Origin of the sequence: Lachnoclostridium phocaeense, assembly GCF_959599685.1 — a bacterium.
Lineage (GTDB): Bacteria > Bacillota > Clostridia > Lachnospirales > Lachnospiraceae > Claveliimonas > Claveliimonas monacensis.
The window spans coordinates 1-16,623 of the sequence record NZ_CAUGIN010000019.1 but is presented as its reverse complement, the minus strand read 5'-3'; the positions used below and the strand labels follow the sequence as shown (position 1 = coordinate 16,623).

General features: G+C 50.6%; 13 protein-coding genes and 1 CRISPR repeat array. All 13 genes read left to right on the top strand.

From position 1 onward, the window contains the following. Positions 1-15 precede the first annotated feature (15 nt). The gene (locus Q5911_RS09720; protein WP_303182552.1) at positions 16-1,317 is read left to right on the top strand and encodes an SLC13 family permease; all 1,302 of its coding nucleotides are present in this window, start codon (positions 16-18) and stop codon (positions 1,315-1,317) included. Positions 1,318-1,349: 32 nt separating this feature from the next. Then, positions 1,350-1,538 (top strand): hypothetical protein, encoded by a 189-nt coding sequence (locus Q5911_RS09715; RefSeq protein WP_303182551.1) that lies wholly within the window; start codon positions 1,350-1,352, stop codon positions 1,536-1,538. After that, positions 1,535-1,951: a hypothetical protein gene (locus tag Q5911_RS09710; RefSeq protein WP_303182550.1), complete on the top strand. Its 417-nt coding sequence runs from the start codon at positions 1,535-1,537 to the stop codon at positions 1,949-1,951. Before Q5911_RS09715 ends, Q5911_RS09710 begins: the two co-directional genes overlap by 4 nt. Before the next feature lie 22 nt (positions 1,952-1,973). After that, positions 1,974-2,927: a CRISPR system precrRNA processing endoribonuclease RAMP protein Cas6 gene (cas6, locus tag Q5911_RS09705; protein WP_303182549.1), complete on the top strand. Its 954-nt coding sequence runs from the start codon at positions 1,974-1,976 to the stop codon at positions 2,925-2,927. Beyond that, entirely contained in the window at positions 2,920-4,569 is a 1,650-nt protein-coding gene (locus Q5911_RS09700; protein WP_303182548.1) for a Cas10/Cmr2 second palm domain-containing protein, read from the top strand. Before cas6 ends, Q5911_RS09700 begins: the two co-directional genes overlap by 8 nt. Further along, positions 4,550-6,817 carry an RAMP superfamily CRISPR-associated protein gene (locus Q5911_RS09695; protein ID WP_303182547.1) on the top strand — a complete coding sequence of 756 codons (2,268 nt, stop codon included), beginning with the start codon at positions 4,550-4,552 and terminating at the stop codon, positions 6,815-6,817. Before Q5911_RS09700 ends, Q5911_RS09695 begins: the two co-directional genes overlap by 20 nt. Then, positions 6,801-8,294, top strand: a complete 1,494-nt coding sequence (locus Q5911_RS09690) for an RAMP superfamily CRISPR-associated protein (RefSeq protein ID WP_303182546.1) — start codon at positions 6,801-6,803, stop codon at positions 8,292-8,294. Before Q5911_RS09695 ends, Q5911_RS09690 begins: the two co-directional genes overlap by 17 nt. Next, positions 8,295-8,858 carry a type III-D CRISPR-associated protein Csx19 gene (csx19, locus tag Q5911_RS09685; RefSeq protein WP_087174229.1) on the top strand — a complete coding sequence of 188 codons (564 nt, stop codon included), beginning with the start codon at positions 8,295-8,297 and terminating at the stop codon, positions 8,856-8,858. It begins immediately after the preceding gene. A gap of 2 nt (positions 8,859-8,860) precedes the next feature. Next, positions 8,861-11,191, top strand: coding sequence for a TIGR03986 family type III CRISPR-associated RAMP protein (locus Q5911_RS09680; RefSeq protein WP_303182545.1), 2,331 nt, complete (start codon positions 8,861-8,863; stop codon positions 11,189-11,191). A gap of 288 nt (positions 11,192-11,479) precedes the next feature. Beyond that, a CRISPR array of direct repeats spans positions 11,480-11,953; the repeat unit is 36 nt; unit sequence GTGGAAATGAAGAGAGCCCGTTTAGGGCGTTGACAC. Between the two features lie 153 nt (positions 11,954-12,106). Further along, on the top strand, positions 12,107-13,675 hold the full coding sequence (locus Q5911_RS09675) for a TIGR02710 family CRISPR-associated CARF protein (protein ID WP_303182544.1): 1,569 nt from the start codon (positions 12,107-12,109) through the stop codon (positions 13,673-13,675). Further along, positions 13,666-14,670 carry a CRISPR-associated endonuclease Cas1 gene (gene cas1 / locus Q5911_RS09670; RefSeq protein WP_303182543.1) on the top strand — a complete coding sequence of 335 codons (1,005 nt, stop codon included), beginning with the start codon at positions 13,666-13,668 and terminating at the stop codon, positions 14,668-14,670. Before Q5911_RS09675 ends, cas1 begins: the two co-directional genes overlap by 10 nt. Continuing rightward, on the top strand, positions 14,648-14,935 hold the full coding sequence (gene cas2 / locus Q5911_RS09665) for a CRISPR-associated endonuclease Cas2 (protein WP_303182542.1): 288 nt from the start codon (positions 14,648-14,650) through the stop codon (positions 14,933-14,935). Before cas1 ends, cas2 begins: the two co-directional genes overlap by 23 nt. A 49-nt stretch (positions 14,936-14,984) precedes the next feature. Next, positions 14,985-16,623, top strand: a 1,639-nt coding sequence (locus Q5911_RS09660; protein WP_331592318.1) for a reverse transcriptase domain-containing protein, incomplete at its 3' end; no start/stop codon positions are given.

Below are 16,623 nucleotides of genomic sequence, written 5' to 3'. Positions count from 1 at the left end.
GGAGGAGCGGCAGATATGAATACGGTTTTATTAATGGCTATCGTTCTGATCCTGATCGTGGTGGCCACGGTTATCACAAAGAAAGTTCCCTTTAACTTTGTGCTTCTCATTGTGCCCATTGTCTGTGCCTTGCTTTTGGGATACAGCGTGGAGGAGACAAGCACCTTTGTTGTGGAACAGCTTTCCTCCATGATGCAGTCGGCAGGATTTATGCTTTTGTTTGCCTTTTTGTATTTCCAGATGCTAACGGAAGCCGGTGTATTTGACACCATTGTGACCGCCGTGACGACAAAACTGGGAAATAAGATGAATGTTATCGTGATCATGGTTTTGACAACCGTGATCGGAGGTTTCAGCATTCTGACAGGTAACTTTACCCCTGCCTATCTGATCACATTCCCCATCCTTGTACCATTGTACAAGAAGTTTGACTTTGACAGGGAGGCGGCCTTCATTATCGCCCAGACAGCCATGTCCGCCCTGTGCTTTATTCCCTGGGGAATTGGTATGGCCTACACGGCTTCTTCTGCCGGCCTGGACGCCAATGAGCTGGCTGCGGCTTCCATGCCATGGGGCCTTTGCTTCATCCCGGCCATCATCCTGCAGTGGGTGTACTTTGGATGGAAGCACAAAAAGCGTGTGGGCACTTTCCAGGCTGTGGCAGAGGTGGAGACGGCAATGGAAAAGAAAGAGGAGAATCCCAATCTTCGGCCAAAACTTTTCTGGGTCAATCTTTTTATCTTTGTGATTGCACTGGCGGCACTGGGCGTGTTTGGCGTTGACCCCTACTTCGTGTTCATCGTGGCGACGGTTGTGACAGCCATGATCAACTACCCGAAGAATTTCGGCGAGATCTTTGCCAAGGTGGGCCCCATGTACCTGAACATCCTTGTTATGCTGATCGCCATCAACGTGTACCAGGCGGTGTTCAACAACACCGGAATGGTGGGAGCCATCTCGGACGCTCTCATGCAGTTCTGTCCCGAGTTCCTGCTCCGCTACATCCATATCATCCTGCTGCTTCTGTGTGTTGTGATCATCTACGTGATCCCCTTCCAGATCTTCAACGCACTGTACCCGATCTTCATTTCCATCGGGGCAGGATTTGGCATTCCGGCTGTGGCAGTCATCGCGCCTTTTGTCTGCAACCTGTCACTGGCTACCAGCTCCACGCCCACCAACTCATCCACTTACACAGGCTGCGCCCTGACAGAGACGGATGTGCAGCACTACTGTAAAAAGGCTGTGCCCATCCAGACGGTGACCAACGCCATCGTCGTGCTGACGGCAGTGATCTTCGGGGTACTGCAGCTGTAGTACTGAAAAATACTGTAAGATACAGTTTTACAATGAATATCATAAGGCCTGTGAAGATCCACGGGGCTCCGTCTGGGAGCGCCGTGGATCTTTTTGAACAAAAATGGCAGTCAGATTATAAAAAAGTGACAATTATACTGGAAAGAACAGGTTGTGGATTGTATAATATTTACAATACAGCTTATGGTGAAATACAGAAAAACCAGAGGGAGGGAAAATGAGCGGAATCCAGCAGCGGAAAAAGACAGGAGAGTATTGCCGGGACGGGGCAGTGGTTTTTATCAACTGCTCGAACCATCCTTCAAAGAGATGGGGAGAAAGGCAAAGGGAAGAGGCGGAAAAATACGGGGAAATTGTAGATGTTCCGTTCCCGGAGGTGGATCCGGCATGGCCGGAGGAGAGGATAGGCGAAGAGGCTGAGAATATATGCAGGAAAATCTGTCAGTACAATGTGGCGGCAGTCATGTGTCAGGGGGAATTCACCCTCTCCTACGCCATTGTCAGCAGGCTGAAGGAGAGAGGAATTCCTGTTTTTGCGGCCTGCAGCAGTCGGAAGGCTGTGGAGACTGTGAATCCGGACGGAAGCACGCGAAAGGAGGTGCTCTTTTGCTTTGAAAGATTCAGAAGGTACTGACAGATCCCGGGGAGGAACCGCAATGGAACAAAAGATATCATTTGATATACCATATATCAGGCTTTGCTTTCGGTCGGAAATCCTGGCTGACACAGGTATGCCCGCAGCCAAGACGGCGGCTCTGCGGGGTGGAATGGGGGAGATGCTCCTCAGACAGAATTGCGTGATGGACAGAAAATGCGAGGACTGCCAATTCAGCAAAGCCTGTGTCGTAAGGCACACCTTTTATTCTTATATGGAAAAAAAGCCGGCCTATGTGACAGGGCCGGAAAGCGTGGGGTATCTGATCGAGTGTACAGATAACCGCACGAAATTCAGGAGGGGCAGCTGTTTTGTATTCGACCTGGTCCTGTTTGGAGAGAGCATTGTCTTCTTTAACATATATCTGCAGGCCTTCTGTCAGCTTGGCATGACCGGACTGGGAAGAGAAAAGGCCCGTTTCCATATCAAAGAGGTGCGCAATACCCAGGGAGAGCTGGTCGTAAAGGAGAATGAGGTCGATATGAGCCGCTACCGGGTAGGGAAAATCAGCGATTATATCAGAGACAGAAGGAAAGAGCTGCTGGGCGGTGACGGAGAATGGTGGCTGACGTTCACAACGCCGCTGTGTATGAAATATCAGCAGGAATATATGAGCTGCTTTTACAGCGAAGCGCTGGTAAAGGGAGCGGCCAGAAGAGTGCAGATGCTTGACTTCTATATGGGGACAGAGGCAGCCGTGCCGGAGCTTCCACATTATCCGGACATTGTGGGGCAGACAGCTGCCTGGGAGACGGTGAAGCGCTACTCCGCCACAAAGGACATGCATATGACGCTGTGGGGGATTGTCGGAGCAGTGTCATTCCGTGATATGCCGGAGGAATGTCTGGACTATCTGATCGCCGGCGAGCTGACCCACATTGGAAGAAATACGAGCTTTGGATTTGGAAAATATACGATCAGCAGAGAGGGAAAGGAGCACAGAGGACATGAGTAACAGCTATATCCTTGCAATGTATGACATTCGGGGAAAACAGGATTACATTTACAGGAGCAGCAGGATCAAGGAGATTGTCGGGGGATCCTATATTATTAAGGACTGCTTTGACGACTTCCTTTTCCCGGCGGCCAGGGAGGCGTCTGAGGAAGAGCTGGGAAGCGGCCAGGGAAAAGGGATATTCAGCTACAGAGGGACGGGGGATACCGGGGAGCCGGCAGAATTTACCCCTGAGAATTTTGCGGACCGCATCCGCCGAGGCTACATCGGGGAAGTGATCTATGACGGGGGCGGCAATTTCTTTGTACTGTACAGAGACAGGGAGGTTTACCGAGAGGTGAACAGGCGCTTCTATCACAGGCTTCTGGATGGAACCTATTCTCTGCGTGTTCTGACTACCTGTATTGATGAAGTCCACTTTGACGATTACCGGTATGATCAGAGGAGCCTGTACGAAAAGCACAGAAGAAGAGAGCAGAGGGAGAGTATGACAGGTCCGGTGAATACGCTGCCCGTCGTCCAGACGGATTACGGGACATCCATGCCCCTGGAGGCTCTCCAGAGGATCGGAGAGCGCATGGAAAAGGTAAGCTATGAGAGCAAGAAGAAATATGAAAAATACGAGAAGGTCAAAAAGGATTCCAGAAGCTATGAGATACAGATCCAGATGGAGGGAAGCGAGATACTGGACAAGCTGATAACAGAGAAAGGGGAGGAGAGTCTCCTGGCGGTCGTCTATATAGACGGCAACAGCATGGGAGCCCGGGTGGAGAGCTGTCTGAAGCAACTCCGGACAGCGGACGGCGAGGAGGACCGATCCTATGTCTCCTGCGTAAGGGCTCTCAGGAAATTCTCGGATGAGATCCAGGAGCACTATATTGACAGGCGGATCCAGGATGTGGACGCTCTTCTGGAGCAGAAGGAGAACGGGAGAAGGCGGTTCGTAGTCTATGCCGGGGACGAGGTGACCTTTATCTGCAATGCGAGAAACGCATATGACGTGGCGGTGGAATACCTGACAAGGCTGGCAGAGGAGGCGCCTGAGGGGCAGCCCAGAACCTCCTGCGCCGGAATTGCGATCTTCCACAGCCATGCGCCCTTCCGTGAGGCCTACAGGATCGCGGAGGAGTGCTGTGAGTCGGGCAAGAAGCTGCTGAAAGCGGAGGGGATTGAGAACGCGTCCCTGATCGATTTCCACTACTGCCAGGGCGCCTTCGGAACCTCTCTGGAGGAGATCCGGCGCGCGGAAGACACGGAGCAGAGCAGCAGGCCCTGGTTTGTAAACTGTTATGAGGATGGCAGGGAGATAACGGACGACTTCCCTGTAAAAGGAGTCTGTGTTTCCAGCAGGATCGTTGAGATGATGCGTGAGATGCTGAGCCGGGCAGGGAGAAGCAATATAAAAAATCTGGCTCTGAGCGCAAAGAGGAGCCGGGCAGAGTTCAAGTCTGAGGTGGAGAGGATCCGGGCTCACCAGCAGGAGAAGCAGATTGATTTCACGCTGGGGGGAAGGCTGGACGATGAGATGCAGCGGAAGCTGATCTATGACATGGTGCTTGTCTACGACCTGTGGTTTGATGATACGAACGTAAAAGAAAGTACGAAAGAAGGGGGAGAACAGGATGAGCGGCAGAGAGTATGAGCTGGTTATCACATTGAAATCAGACCTGTGTGCCGGGTCCGGCTACGCCTATGCCGGGATTATCGACAGCGATGTCTGCTATGACGCATATGGGTTTCCGTACATTGCGGCAAGATGGCTGAAGGGATGCCTCAGAGAGGCGGCGGAGCTGATCGGGCTAAAGAGCCGTGAAACAGGAGAGCTTTTCGGAAACCCAGGGGAAGATGCTGTCAAAGGCATACATATTGACAACGCATATATAGAGAATTATGGAGAGCTGCGCAGAGATTATGAAATGCTGGAAGAAAAATACCGGAGGTATATCACGCCCCAGAGCATACTGGCGCAGTTTACGACAGTAAAAGCGCAGACAAGGATTGAGAAGAACGGCGTTGCGAAGGATGGATCCCTTCGGTATATCCGTACAGTCAACCATTATTCACCGTCAGATCGGGACAAGGAGATGCGGTTTTATGCCAGAGTGACGCTGCCGGAGGGCCGGGAGGAGCAGTGGCTGCAGCCGATGGAGAGGATCGCGAAGGCGCTTCGCCACATAGGAATGAACAGAAACAGAGGGCTGGGAAGCGTAAGCTGCAGGCTTCTGCCCTGTGAAGGCAGCTCTGCTGCGGGCGCAGGTCCTGTGAACGTAGAGGAAGATGGAGACTACATCCTGAAATACTGCGTCAGAAATACGGCCCCCCTGGCCATGAGCGCGGCAAGTGATCTGAAAACTGAGAAATATATCAGCGGGCGCAGCGTTCTCGGTTTTTTTGCAGGCGCCTACCTGCGCCTGGATGGGAAAAGCGCGGAGGATGAGGAGTTCAGAGATATTTTCCTGAGGAGTAAAGTGAAGTTTGGCGGACTTTATCCTGCCGGAAAGCCGCAGGGAGAGAAAGCGGACATTTTTTATCCGGCTCCCTCATACATAAACCAGCTGAAGAAGACAAAAAGATATGTAAATGTCAGCAAGAAAATCCCCCGCACAGAGGAGGAGGCAGACCGCCTTGGGGTGGAAGCGGCCTGTGCCTCAGGCAATGGAAATCAGCCTAAGAGGCTGAAGGGGAAATTTATCTGCCTTAAGGAAACGGGGCAGGGAGCGGCGAAGATCCTTGTAAAGGAGCCGGACACTGATATCGTGTATCACCATACAAAGAAGTCAAAAAAACAGAGGTCTTCAGACGGCAATTTGCTCTATACAGCCGAGGTGCTCCGGGCAGGCCAGCTATTTGCAGGTGAGATCAGAGGCAGCGGAAGGTATATCAGGCTTCTGGCAGAGCTTCTGGAGGGAAGCACGCTTCGATTTGGCAAGTCAAAAAGCGCCCAGTACGGGACCTGTGTGCTGGCAGACAGGCCTGTGATCCTGAGGGCAAAGGGAGAGAAGAGGACATATAAGGGCGGGAACCGGATCCTGGCGGTGCTGGAGAGCGATGCGATCTTTACCGGCCCATACGGCTATACAGTCAGGTGTGATGAGGTCAGGGAACAGATAAAAGAGAGCCTTGGCGTGAAAGAGAAAGCCTGCACAGAGACAGACGAGGAGATCTATGCGGAGATCGAGACAGGGCTTCTCTCCGGCTACTATTCCAAATGGAATCTGCAAAGGCCGGCCGTGCCGGTCGTGAAGGCGGGAAGTACCTTTGAGTTTAAGCTGGAGGAGGAGTTGTCTGTAGAAGAGGACGCCCTGTGGACAGGGGGAAATAACGGAGAGGGCTTCGGAAGGCTGCGTATTGTGGACAACAATGCCGGGGACTGCCGCGTGGAGCTCTCGGAGGAAGGGGAGAGAACGACAGCAGAGCCTCCAGAGCGAGCCGCCGAGCTTTTCCGACGGATCATTGTCGAAGAGGCCAGGGAGCGGCTGCTGCTCCAGGCGTCCCAGAAGAGACTGGAGCTTGCCAACCCGGCGGCTCTTGGGAGGATCATGCTGATGCTCTCGGAGAGTGTCAATGCCTGGCCGGATGATTCCCGGGGTCAGTATGAGGATTTCTCCCGGCGGATCTCCTCTATCAAATCCACTGATCCGAGAGATAAGGCAGATGGCGCCCTGCGGGAGTGGATCTGCGGCCCGGAGGGCTACGAAGGCGGCCTGAAATATGCAGAGTATGTGGAGGATTTAAGAGAGCTGTATGACGGCCTCCTCAGGGACGGACATTCGGAGGATGCGTTTGACAAAGAAATGTACAGGCTGTGGAGCACCTATCTCATGGCAGCATTTGTGCAGGAAAAATACAGTCTGAAGCAGAAGGAGGGCAGCCATGGGACAGAGAGATGATTGGAACAAGAAAAAGCTGATAAAAAAATATTACAGGATCACCTTTGAGCTGACCTCTCCCCTGACTGTGGGAAACGGGGAAAGCTATGTGACAGACCGGGATATCGTCAGAGACAGCAGGGGAGTTCCCTATATTCCGGGGAGCTCGCTGGCGGGGATATACAGGAGTCTGTTCTCATCCCCGACTGACGGACTCTATTTCGGAGCGGAGCTCACATCTAAGAAGATAGAGGAGTCTTCCGCCGGAGGGAAAAACGTGCTGACAGAGAGCAGGATTGTCGTATACGATGCTCAGATGGAGATGCCTTCGCAGACAAAATATGGAAAAGAAACAGCAAAGAGAGATATGGTCGCGCTGGATGAATATAAGACGGCCATCCCGGGGGCAAAGTTTGATTTTGAGGTTCTGGAGCCGGGCGTAAGGTTCGTCACATATATCGAACAGAATATGGACAGCCCGGATCAGCAGTATGTGATCAATGAGATCGCCCATGCCTGGATGCGGGGACGGATTGCCGTCGGCGCAAAGACAGAGAGAGGCTACGGACACACAAAGGGCATCAGGGCGGAGTCAGCGATGTATGAGCTTGACAGTCCGGAGCAGTTGGAGGACTGGCTTGCCTTTGACATGTATGCGGATGAATGGGAAGGCGGCTGCACAGCGGTGGATTGCGACGACAGCTGTCTTGGTGCGGCGGAGCCATCCTCCCCGGAATATGACAGGATAAAAGGCGCCTGCCTTGCCATGAAGATTTTTCTGGCAGAGGAGGAGAAGCGCACAGTCAGGCTGCGTCTTGCCCAGCGGGGCGGAATTTCGATACGCCAGTATACAACGAATGTGGACGAGGAGGATTACCGGCAGCTCACGACCAGACCGGTCTCCGGTGAAGAGCGTGAGAATGGAGCAGAGGGGACGCCGGTTGTTCCCGGCACATCCTGGGCGGGAGCCTTCCGTGCCCAGATGGGACGGCTGGATCCCGGGTTCGGGAAGGGACAGCCGTCTGCGGAGCTGTTCTTTGGCAAGGCCAGGGGACAGCGGCAGGAAAAGAGCGGCAAGAGCCGGATCGGATTTTCAGAGAGCCGGATCACCGGGGGCAAATGGGTTGCGTATACCCGAAATGCCATTGACCGGTTTACCGGAGGAACCGTAGAGGGAGCGCTTTACTCAGAAAAGACATATTACAACGGGGAGACGGAGCTGACCATCACCTGTGATTTCAGTGACAGGGGAGAGGGAAAGGTCGAGGAACAAGACAGAAGACATCTGGCCAGGGTGCTGTCCGCCGCAGTTCTGGATCTGGACGCCGGCTATATGGCAGTCGGTGGACTGACAGCAGTGGGAAGAGGAATGTTCCGCGTGGAGCAGATCGCTGTGGATGAAAAGCTGATCTTGGACAGAAAGGCCGGACAGAGCCCGGAGCCAGAGGAAATCTTCGCCGAGCTTGTGAAGGCGATAGCAGGGGAGGAGGAAAGGTAAATGAGCGTGGAGATAAAGAAATACGGCCCGGGCGACGAGGAGATGTTCTGTGCTGATTTCGACAGCAAAGTGCTTGCGGGACAGGACGCCGCGGCCGGTACAAGGTATATATTTGTCATGACAACCGAGGAAATCGGCTTCTGTGAGGCCCAAAGAGAGTCCTTTGACAGAAAGGAGCTTTTTGACAGTGGACTGGAGATCCGGATCTTTGACGAAAAAAGCGAGGCAAAGTGGTTCCGCACAGGCATAGACAGACCGTTTCGCTTCCGCAAGAGGCGGGACGGCGAGGAGACAGAAAAAGACAGGCTTCATCACTGGGATGAGTCCCAGTATCTGGATATTGACACGCAAAGAACAGAGGATGCGAGGAAAAGCGGAGCGCTTGAGGCTGGCTGTGTCTATGCCACAGGCGGAGGCAAATATCCTCTGCCCATAGAAGCGGGGACTGACGCAAAGATACGGATAAGAAATTATCTCGGGGAGGATCCGGACACCGGTGAGCTGTACGTGGAGGACTGGCGGCTGGCCGGATTTGGCGAATGGAAGGACGACAGGGAGGTGTAACAATGCAGAGGTTCATAAATCCATATAATTTTATATCACTCTCAGATAAGCCCCAGCGGCAGCAGGAGGCTGAGGGACAAAAGTACACCGGCTCTGTCACATACAGGCTGCGCACCCGCTCCAGCCTTTTTATACCAAACACCAGCAGCAACAAAGCCTTTTCCTACACTCCTGACAAGGAGGATGATCCGAGAAACGAGCACGGGCTGTATGACTTTTTCTCCTATGAGATCCTCGACCCGGACAAGGTGTATGACGGGAAGTGTTTTGAGCCTGTCATTCCGGGAAGCGAGGTCAGGGGGATGCTCCGGAGCATCTATGAGACGCTGACCAATTCCTGCCTGCCTGTGATGGACGGAGAAAAGAGGATCGGGAAAAGGACAGTGGAGCATTTTAAGCCCGCAGTGCTGAAGTGGGAGCACGGCCATATCTATCTGCATGATGTGCTGGATAAAAGGGGCAGGCCAAAGGGGGAGGCTCTGTACAGGGACCGGTCGGATTTCTCCGACAAAAAGCATCTTTCTTGTCAGATACGGGACGGTATGAAGGTGAGCTTCTCGCTGGCTAAAAAGGAAAGTGGCAATGCCTTTGCCAAACCGGATGTGGAGGAGATCTCGGAGACGCCGGGGAAATATCCTCATGAAGGGTATATCCTGAAGGGGAACCAGGGGAAAAAGCACAGCCCGGAGATCGTGCCGAACAAGAACAGTAAATGCGGTTCATGCGTGATGCGCCAGAGGGGAAAATGTCCGGGAAACAGGGACAGCAAAGTGGAGCACTGCTTTCTGGCTGAAAAGCACTGCGCCCATGTGTTCTATATACCACCCGACACAGACAGTTCTTTCCGCCTGAACACGGCAAGCATGGAGACGCTGCGCCTCGTGCTGGAGCAGTATATGAAGGAGGATCCGGATTCCTACAGGGAGTATGAGATCTCCTATAAGGAGTTTATGGCAGGTAAAGCGGACGGCCTTCCCGTATATTATTCCAGGCTGGATGACACGGACTATGTCATGCTCTCTCCCGCCTGCATTACAAGAGAGGTCTATAAAAATACAGTAAATACACTGGTAGATGAATACAGAAGGTGCAATTCCAGGGAGAGAGAGCTGTGTCCCGCATGCCGGCTCTTTGGTATTGTGAATTCCGATGTCGCGCAGGGCAGCAGGATCCGGTTCTCGGATCTGCACCCGTCTGCGAAAAGAGATTGTCGGGAATACTATGACAAAAAGCTGCTGACGCTGGATCCGCTGGCGGTTCCCCACCCGGAAAACACAGAGTTCTATCTCAAAAAACCGGAAGCAAAGCCAATTGATCCGGACGGAGAGGTATGGTTCTGGACCTATGACTACTACACGGTGAAAAACAGGAACAACCAGGTCATTGTCAAGTCGTACCAGCCTCAGATATCAGGCAGAAAGTTTTACTGGAATAATTTGACCCCGGCGAGAGACTGTGGGAAGAAGACGGCTCTTAACAGAACAGTGAGGACAGTCCGCCCGGGAGTGGAATTTACAGGAACCATATATTTTGATGGTATCAGTAAAAGACAGCTGGATCAGCTGCTCTATATCCTGATGTATACGTCCGATGGAAAACACGGGTACAAGCTGGGAACCGGTAAGCCGCTCGGCCTTGGAAGCGTGGAGCTGTCTATAGATAATGCACGGGACGTCTCAATCCGCATGTTTGACGAGAAGGGCTATCACTGCACGCACATGGATGATCTGGAAAAGATCCATCAAAGTACCTTTGAGGAGCTTGGAATGGATACCAGGACGGAGAAGCCCTTTGAGCTGATCACAAGATACCTCAGGGCCGAGGAGATGGCATGCATCCACTATCCGAGAACAGGCGATAAGGAGGACGAAGAGGGCTTCCAATGGTTTATGAAGAATAAGGTGTATCATAAGTATGATAAAAAGACAAGACAAGTTGGCTTTGTGGACCCAGGAGGAGTTGCGGCGGCCAGAATTCAGATGGAGGTAAAAACCAGCCTGCCCACACTGGATGGAGGCGAGGTGCCCTGGCTTCCGTCTGATCCTCAGGCGGTGAGTGAAAAAAAGCCGGATAAAGGCAGAAATGACAACAGGAAGAAGGAAAAGGATCGTACTGCATGGGAGCCAAAGAAAACCTATAGAGTGCGGATTACCTCTCAGAGCCGACCGGCAAGAAATGAATATTTCTATGAGTATGATATAGAAGTTCTGAGTGAACCGGCTCTAAACAAGAAAAGTAATATTATTACTGCAAAGAAGAAAATATTTCTGAAGCCGGGAGATGAGGTGGAAGCAGTGAAGTTTAAAGATGGGATTTTTAACCTGAAGCGATAGTGCAGCTATAGATGTATGTGGTTTGGCAGCAGGCCATTTCTGGCCTGCCGGCAAACCATCATACAAGGCATTGAAATGTGCGTAAAGAAACAAAAAGGGAGCTGACTTTCCGGAAAGCGAAGAGGTATAATACCTGTAAGGAGGCAGCGCAAAAGCAACTGCAAATATGAACAAATTGTAAACATGCCAAAAAATGTTGGAAAAACAGTTGATATCAGAATATTCTGATAAATCCCTGCAAAAATGAGCCTGGGAAGCCAGTGTTTATGCGGGGTTCAGAAGGGTACTGTGGAAATGAAGAGAGCCCGTTTAGGGCGTTGACACATCATTGCCATATCCATAAAGCTTATTTGGTCGAGTGGAAATGAAGAGAGCCCGTTTAGGGCGTTGACACTCCATTTCGTACCCATCATCAAGGGTGTATTTTACAGTGGAAATGAAGAGAGCCCGTTTAGGGCGTTGACACACAGCCCCTGCGCTGCGGCATTTGTTGCTGTCATTGCCGTGGAAATGAAGAGAGCCCGTTTAGGGCGTTGACACACCCATACCCTGTCACCTTCAGGCGGACAGATTCCCCAGTGGAAATGAAGAGAGCCCGTTTAGGGCGTTGACACCACAATATGTGTCTTCTATTTCATCATCCGATTTCCTCTGTAGAAATGAAAGAAGCCCGTTTAGGGCGTTGACACAGAATATACAAAAGATTCATCATAGGTCAATGTATAAGTAGAAATGAAAGAAGCCCGTTTAGGGCATTGACACACCCCTTTATGTAAGGTTCTAGTTGCAGCTAGGACCGTAGAAATGAGAAGAGCCCGTCCAGGGCGTTGTATTGCCAGCTCTTCACAATATGCAGAGCGGAGAGGAGGTGCGGGATGAAAGCAATGCATAATCATTATTCTAAGGAGGTAATATATGAAACAGGAACTGATTACTATGACAGAGAAGTGGAAGGGATTAGAGCGAAAGACCGTAAAGCAGAGGGAAAAGGCTGATAATTTTTATGAGACAAAGCTCATGAAGCTTATCGAAGAAGAATTTATAGCAAACAATAGCGAAAAGGTCTATGAGAAAGTTGAATATTTGATCATGTCCGTGGGGACGTCATACGAACCGCTTGTGCTGGATATCCAATTATTGCAGCCCAGGCGGATTCTTTTTCTCTATACAGAGACAACGGAGAGTGTCTTGAACAAGATAGCGAAATACTGCCAGCTGGATCCGGTGCGCTATTCCAAAAGACAGGTCAATGAGACGGATCCGCTGGATGTCTACAGGGAAATCAAAGCCGCGTATTTAAAGTGGAATCGTCCGGACAAGCTGTACATCGACTTTACAGGCGGCACAAAGGCCATGTCCGCAGCAGCTGCGATGGCGGGCTCGGTTATCAAGGTTCAGCTTATCTATATCGGATCTGAGCAGTATCTCACAGATTTCAGGAAGCCGGAGCCGGGCTCAGAGAGACTGTACTATATTTCCAATCCAATAGAGATATTTGGAGACCTGGAGATAGAGAAGGCGTTAGAGCTGTTCGACAAATATAATTATGCGGGAGCCAGAGAAAAGCTGAGAGAGCTGAAGGAAACAGTGCCCGCCCCCGATATCAGGCAGCAGCTTTCATTTGTACATGATCTTGCAATGGTTTATGAATATTGGGATGCGCTGGAGTTTCCGCAGGCTTACAAGGCGATGTGTTCATTGACAAAGGATTTGGAGCGGGATTCCCGGCTCAACCCTGACTTCCTTATGATGGATTTCCTGCCGGCGCTGAAGAGACAGGAGGCAGTGCTGAAGCAGCTTGATGAGCTGTCCGGTTTGCTGAAAGAAAAGAAGAATATGGACATTTTAAGGGGAACAGAATATATTGTCCCGCTTATGTTTACGATGTATGAAAACGCTGAAATCCGGAGAAAGCAGAAGAAGTACGATATGGCTACATTGCTGCTGTACAGGCTTCTGGAAATGATAGAGCAAAGACGACTGGCTGTCTACAACCTTTATATTTCTCAGATGAATTACAGGGACATTATTTATAATACGGAGCGCTGCCCCGAGATGGAGGGAAAAGACGCCGATGAAAGAAAGCGGTTGCTGGAGAAGACGGTGTACGATATCAGGCGGCAGCTTTTCAAGAGAAATGTCAATCGCTATCTTCTGGATCAGATATCACTTCTGGAGGGCTTTATCCTTCTTCTGGCGCTGAATGACGAGATATCGGAGGCGAGAGCCGGACAGCCAATTGATAAGCTCAGGCGTGTCCGCTCCATGGTGTATTTGCGGAACAACAGTATTTTCGCACATGGGCTGGGGCCGGTATCGGAAGAGGATTTTCTGAAATTCAGAGGCTTTGTGCTTGAAATATTCAGGGAGTTCTGCGAGGTTGAGAAGATTGACTTTGACAGCTATTCCCGGGATATGGAGTGGCTGAATCCGCTGCACTCGAAGAATTATGTGCGTATGGAGGAGGCGGAGCCATGGCGGTGATCTACATGAAAGAGCAGGGAAGCTTTGTTCAGAAAAAGGGCGGACGGATCGCGGTGAGCAAGAATTCGCAGCCTCTCATGGAATTTCCGGTTTCAAATATAGAGGGGATTGCTCTCATGGGCAATGTGCAGATTACCGCACAGGCACTTCATTTTCTTCTTCAGCAAGGCATTGACATCAGCCATTATACGTACGGCGGTCAGTATCTGGGCCAGACCGCGGCAGAATCTTCAAAAAATATATTCTTACGATTTTCCCAATATGAGCTTTACAACAATGAGATAAAGAGGCTGGAGTTTGCGAAAGACATTGTGGCGAATAAAATAGAGAACCAGCTTGAAATGCTCCGCAGTCATCGCTGGGAGGGGTATCCGGAGTGGAAGGAAGATGCTGCCCGGATCCGCAAAATGAAAGAGAAGGTCTGTTCTGCAGAGACGGCAAATGAATTGCTGGGCATAGAGGGAATGTGCAGTAACATTTATTTTCGCGCATTTGGCCATATGTTCTGCTGTGAATTTGAGTTTCACGGAAGAAACCGGCGCCCTCCCAGGGACCCGGTCAATGTGATCATCAGTCTGGGATATACGTTCCTCACAAAGGAAATCTGTGCTGCTCTGGAGGCGGAGTCATTTGAACCGTACCTGGGTCTGCTTCACGGCATACGCTATGGTCGGAAATCGCTTGCTCTGGATATTATTGAGGAATTCCGCCAGCCGGTCATTGACCGTATGACCTTGAAGCTTTTCAATAAGAGGATGCTCTCAAAGTATGATTTTGATATGGAGGAGGACAGAGTAATTCTGAACACAGAGGGCTTTCGAAAATTCTGTGCGGAATATGAGAAGTGGATGTCCGGAAAAGCAGGAGGTGAAAATGCGTCTGGATTTCGGGGCGCCATACGCAGGCAGGTCGGACTTTTAAAGCAGTGTATTCAGAAAGACGTTCGGTATATCCCGTTCAGACTGGGGGTGCATGATGTACGTGGTAAGCTATGACATTTCTTCGGACCGTCTGCGAGGCAAAGCGGCCAAAATACTGGAAGGCTATGGAATACGGATACAGTACAGCGTATTTGAGTGCAGGCTGACAGAAAAGAAGTATAAAGAGCTGTATGGAAAATTGCTGGAGCTGATGGCAGGCGCAAAGGAGGGGAGTATACGCTTTTATTCTATATGCGGAAATTGTGAGGATAAGATCCTTACAATAGGGCAGGTCGCTTCCATGACAGAGCAAGCGACAGAGCCTGTGATCGTGATATGAGCCTCTCTTCTCATCGAGCACCTATGCATACCGGCCTGGGCAGTCGGCGCTGGAAGCCATAAACGTCATCGAAGAGAAGACAAAGGGACGGGATGATCTGTGGGTTCTTCAGATGGATATCTCCGCTTTCTTCGACCATATCCCACATGAGGAGCTGCTTCGTATACTAAGCAGACAAATCAGGGAAAACGATGTGCTGGAAGTGGTGAAAGCAATTTTAAAAGCAAAGGTACTAGATGAAAACACAGGAGATCTCAGTGAGAATCAGATTGGAATTTACCAGGGGTCTTCCTGTGCGCCGCTGCTGTCGAACATTTATCTTATGGATTATGACAGGGAAATGGAAAAGAGGAGCAGCTTTTATATACGTTATTCTGACGATATTCTCGTCCTGGAGCCCAGCGAAGAAAATGCAGGCCGGCTCTTTGAATATTCCAGACTTTATCTTGGGAAAATGGGGCTGGAGCTAAAAGAAAGCAAGACCAGACTCCAGCGTCTCGGGAGAGAGGGATTTACGTATCTCGGTTATCGCTTTACTGTCAATGGAAAAGCTGTGCCTGCAAAAGCAGTGTCTTCACTGACATCACGGCTGGAGACTATGTGGCTTACGTCCGGACTTGAACTGGATAAAAAAATAAAGAAAGGCCAGGAAATCCTTGGAGGATGGGAGCAGTACTATCGCGGCGAGAGGAAACCGGACAGTATGATTGAATATGTGATTATTCTCTCCATGGTTCAAAACAAAGAGAAGGAGATACGTGAAAAAATAGAGGAACAGAGATTTGCACAGGTTAATTACTATAAGGATATCGCAAAATATATGGCGGATTACTGGATTGGAAGAGAGAAGCTTAGCTTTGCGCTGAGAGAATATGAGCAGTTTTATCAGGTTCCGGAGGAGCCGGGGAAATCGGGGACGGATAAGGAGCATGACCAAAAGTATGTAAGATTTTCCGGAGAACTGGCAAAATGTTATGAGAGACTTCTGACAGAGCCCTCCGATGAGCTCTGTGCGGACATTGTGCAGCTGTACTCAGATATGGGCGAATATGAAAAGGCATCCTGTTTTTGGGAGATGAAGGTCAGATATTCACAGAAATCATCTGTGGACTCCTGGGCGGACGACAGAAAAGCCCTGGATATGACGAATTTAACAGACAATAGCAAGGCGAAAATTGATATACAGGAATACACGGAGCTCTTTGCAGGGAGAGAAGATACCTATGCGGTAGAGATGCCTGGCCCGGGAGGAAAGAGGATTGCGGAACAGGTGATGGAGCCCCTTACGGAAGAAGTGATCAGGCGACATCTGGCGGGAGAGATGACAGTAGAGTCTTATGTCCAGCGGCCAAACAGTACAGCAAAATACACAGTCTTTGACATTGATATTTCTAAAAGGATACTGCTGCAGTACAGCTATGGAAGCGCTGAATTCACAGCATACAAGCAAAAAGCGGCCGGCTTTGCCCGACAGTTATGCAAAGTACTCAGGAGGATAGGGCTGACATGCTATGTGGAGGATACAGGATTCAGAGGATATCATGTCTGGGTGTTCTTTACGGAGTGGATTCCTGTGCGGTACATTAACCAGTTTACTGACTGCGTGCAGAAGGAGCTTGAGGAAGAGGAGGAAGATATCGTCCTGGAGATTTTCCCCAATAATATAAGGGTGAGACAGGGGAAGTGCG